Source organism: Burkholderia sp. ZZQ-2 (assembly GCF_050768715.1).
Lineage (GTDB): Bacteria > Pseudomonadota > Gammaproteobacteria > Burkholderiales > Burkholderiaceae > Burkholderia > Burkholderia cepacia.
Genome location: NZ_LDVA01000203.1, coordinates 1 through 3,962 on the forward strand (window position 1 = coordinate 1; position 3,962 = coordinate 3,962).

2 protein-coding genes are annotated in these 3,962 nt (G+C 70.7%); both read right to left on the minus strand.

All coding sequences use genetic code 11. The annotated features are described in order from the left end of the window. Positions 1-1,353, minus strand: a 1,353-nt coding sequence (locus tag ABY44_RS14055) for a cytochrome P450 (protein ID WP_431641325.1), incomplete at its 3' end; no start/stop codon positions are given. Further along, on the minus strand, positions 1,350-3,962 hold a 2,613-nt coding region (locus ABY44_RS14060; RefSeq protein ID WP_431641326.1), incomplete at its 5' end, for a KR domain-containing protein. The genes ABY44_RS14055 and ABY44_RS14060, both read right to left, overlap by 4 nt.

A 3,962-nucleotide genomic window follows, 5' to 3' on the forward strand; every position in this document is an offset into this window, starting at 1 on the left:
GCGCTCGCGCGATCTCGGCCGGGCGACCAGCTGAATGCCGTCGCGCGGGCGCAGCGAAATCGTCGCGCCCGTGTCGAGCGAACGACCAGGCACCGCGCTCAGATCGACGTGCTGCGCGACCACCGCGATCAGCACGCGGATCTGCAGCAGCGCGGTCTGATAGCCGATGCACTTGCGCATCCCGCCGCCGAACGGAAAGTACGCGTACTTGTGCCGCGTCGGCGCGTGCGACCCGAAGTTTTCCGGATCGAATGCGTCCGGGTTGGCCCACAGCGCCGGATGACGATGCGTGACGTACGGCGACATGAATACCGACGAACCGGCCGGCACGTGATAACCGCCGATCTCGTCGTCGTCGACCAGGTCGCGCGTGAAGCCCCAGATCGGCGGATAGAGCCGCAGGATCTCGTCGACGGTCTGCACCAGATACGGCAGGCGCGCGATGTCGTCGGCCGCGGGCGCCCGCCCGCCGAGCACCGCATCGAGTTCCTCGCGCAGCCGGCGCAGCACGTCCGGATGCTGCGCGAGCGCATAGAGCCCCCACGCCATCCCGCTGCCGGTCGTTTCGTGGCCGGCCAGGAACACCGTCATTACCTCGTCGTGCACCTCGCGCTCGGTCAGCGGCGCGCCCGTGTCGGGGTCGCGCGCGGCGAGCAGCAGCGCGATCACGTCGCTCGTCTCGCAGCGTCCCGCGCGATGCTCGGCGACGATCGCATCGACGATCGTGTCGATCCCGCGGCGCGCGCGTGCGATCCGGCGGTTGAACGGCGTCGGCATCCAGCGCGGCACGAAGTCGTTCATGTTGCCCTGCGGCATCATCGCCTCGATGCCGAAGCGCACCGCCGGCCCGACCTCGTCCGCATGCCGCGAGATGTCCGCGTTGAACAGCATCAGCCCGAGCATGCGCAGGCTCACGCGCATCATCTCCTCGACCGCGTCGAACGGCGCATGCGCGGGCCGCTTCAGCCAGCGCTCGACGAGCGCGAGCGCCGCGTCGCCGACGGCCGCCGTATGCGATTCCACCTGCTTGCGGTGAAAAAGCGGCTGCACGACCCGCCGGTGACGCCGCCAGAACTCGCCGTCCGTCGTCAGCAGGCCGTCGCCGAAGAACATCTTGAAGTTGTCGTAGAAGCGGCCGCGCACGTAGTTGCGGTGATTGTCCTGCAGCACGTGCTGGACGCCGTCCGGATGCGCGAGCGCATGCGTGAGGAACGGGCCCAGCCGGTTGCGGGCGATGTCGCCGTACTGCTGCTGAAGCTTCAGCAGCATCGTGACGGGATTGCGCTTGTATTCCGCGAGGTTGCCCATCACGACGCTGCCGCGCGGGCCGGGCGCGAGACGCTTCGTGCTCATGCCGACACCTGCTCGGAAGCCGCATGCGCGGCGAGCCGCGCGTCGATCTCGCCGCGCGTGGCGAACGCGCCGGTCACGCGGTGCACGTAGCCGGTCACGATGCCCGTCACGTCGCGCATCTGCATCAGGATGCGGCCGTCCGGGCGCACCGCGACGAACCGGTTGCCGCTGCTCGCCGGCCCTTCGAGCGCGAAGGCGCGCGGCGTCACGCGCAGCGCGATCGACGCGTGGCGGGCGGCCAGCTCGCAGTCGTTGCCGGCTTCGTACAGGTCGATGCGGCCGATCGACATCGGCGCCGCGAGCGGGATGTAGTCGCCGGCGACATGATCGAGCGCCGCCACGCGCGCGAGCCCGTCGAGCAGGATGCTCGGCACCACGAAGCGCGAGAACACCGGATCGCCGTCCGGCACGTTCAGCCGGAAGCGCGCCTGCTTGCCCGTTTCGCTCATGCCGGTGTCGGTCGTCGACACGAACATGCCGGTCAGTCTCACGGGCGCCGCGTCGAAGTGATACGGATCGGCGACGGGCACAAACGTCCCGCCCGGCGGTTCGCTCCATACCGGTGCCGGCGCGTAGGCCGCGGCCAGGCGCACGGTGATCTCGAAGTGCGGCTTGTCGCGCACGAGAACCTGGCCGCCGGGCGCCAGCACGTCGCCGGAGATCCGCACGTGCACGAGCACGGCGTCGCCGTCGCGCGCGGCGATCCTCGCGTGGATGCGCTTCACGCTCGGCCGCTTCGCATCGTAGACGCGCAGGAAGTGCAGGAACGCCGCGTCCGCGAATCCGACGACCTTGAGCCCCGGCACGAGCCGCAGCGCGGCTTCGGCGGCCACTTCGGGCACGAACGTGCCCGGCAGCGTCGGAAAGCCGTTGACGACGTGATGCTGCAGGTACGCGTCGCGCTCGAGATCGAACACCCGCTCGAAGGTCACGCTGTCGTCCGTGCGCGCCAGCTCGCGGCCGAGATAGAAATCCGGATCGCGCGGCGTGGCGACGCGGGGCACCGCTTCAGCTTCGTCGAGATCGAAGTAGCCGGGCAGGTGCGTCTCGATCGCCCGTCGCTCGGCCTCGCCCAGATGCACGGACATCGCCGCGCGCTCGCCGAGACCGAGCTCGCGCATGAAATGATGCTGCCCTTCCGCTGTGCGCATGCTCGTGAACAGGCCGCTCTTCTCGAGAAACGCGCGCGTGACCGGATTCGAGCCGAGCCCCACCGAGCGCCACAGCGTCCAGCCGATCGTGAATTCGTCGTGGCCGCGCGCCGCGCGGTGATACGACGCCTGCGTGTTCAGGAAGTCGTTGCCCGACGCGTAGTCGGTTTCGCCGGCCTGGCCCGTCAGGCCGATGAACGACCCGAAGTTGCACCACAGGCGCGGCTGCCGGGCGCCGAACGCGTCGCGCAGGTTCCAGTAGCCGCGCACCTTGATGTCGCGCACCGCGACGAAGTCGTCCAGCGACTTCACGAGCACCGACGCGGAACGGTTCAATCCGGCCGCGTTGACCAGCAGGTCGACGCGCGGCTCGCGCGCGAGAATCGTGTCGATGGCCGTGCGCAGGCTGTCGGGGTCCAGCACGTCGGCGCGCAGGTACGTCACGCGATGCGCGCCGCTGAATGCGCGCATCGCCTCGATGTTCATGCACGCCGTGCGTGCGTCCGCGCGCCGCTCGAACGCGCGGATGATCGCCGGCAGTGGCTGCTCCGGATGCCGTGCCTTCTGCTGGCGGATGTAATCGGGGCGGCTCTTCGCGAACGCCTCGTCGTCCATCGCGAGCAGGTCCGCATCGACCTCGTCGAGCGCGCTGCTGCCGATCAGGTACAGCGTCGGGCGCACATGCGCGGCCAGCGTCTTCATCAGTTCACCGGTGATCCCGCGGGCGCCGCCGACCGCGACGACGACCGCGTCGGGCCCGAGCGCCAGGCGCTCGTCCGCGCGCAGCTCGCCCGCGTCCTCGATCACGCGCGGCGTGCGGCGACGCCCGCCGCCCAGCGCGACGACCGGCAGCCAGTGTTGCGCGCCGCTTTCGCGCTCGGCATCGCGCAGCGCGTCGGGCAGCGAGCGGGCGTCGGTCAGCACGGCCACCGGACGCGCTTCCGGCATCTCGATCGCAAGCGCCTTCACGAGACCGGTGTAGAGCCCGGCATCCGGATGCGGCACCTCGCCCGCGAGCGCATCGAGCAGCAGCACGACGAAGCTGCCGTCGCGCTTGAGCGCCGCATGGCAATGCTTGATCGCGAGGAACGCGAGATCGTGCAGCGCGAGCCGCGCGGGCGCGGCCGGCGCCGCGGCGCCCGGCGCGAGCGTGCCGGCATCGAGCGACGTCAGCACGCGTACGTGGCCGATGTCGTCGGGCAGCCCGTCGAGCACCGTTTCGTCGATTCGCTCGATCCAGTGCCAGCCCGGCCGGTTCGCGGCGAACGGACGCGTCGACAGCACCACGCAGCCGGGGCCCGGATCGGCCTGCGCGGCGAGCGCTTCCGGCAGGTCGGTGACGATCACGCAACGCGGCGCGATGAACGGCGTCGACCGCCCCGCGGGCCGCCACGGCGCATCGCGCCATTCGATCCGGTATCGTGCGACGCCGAGCGGCTCGCCGTCGGCCGCGACGCC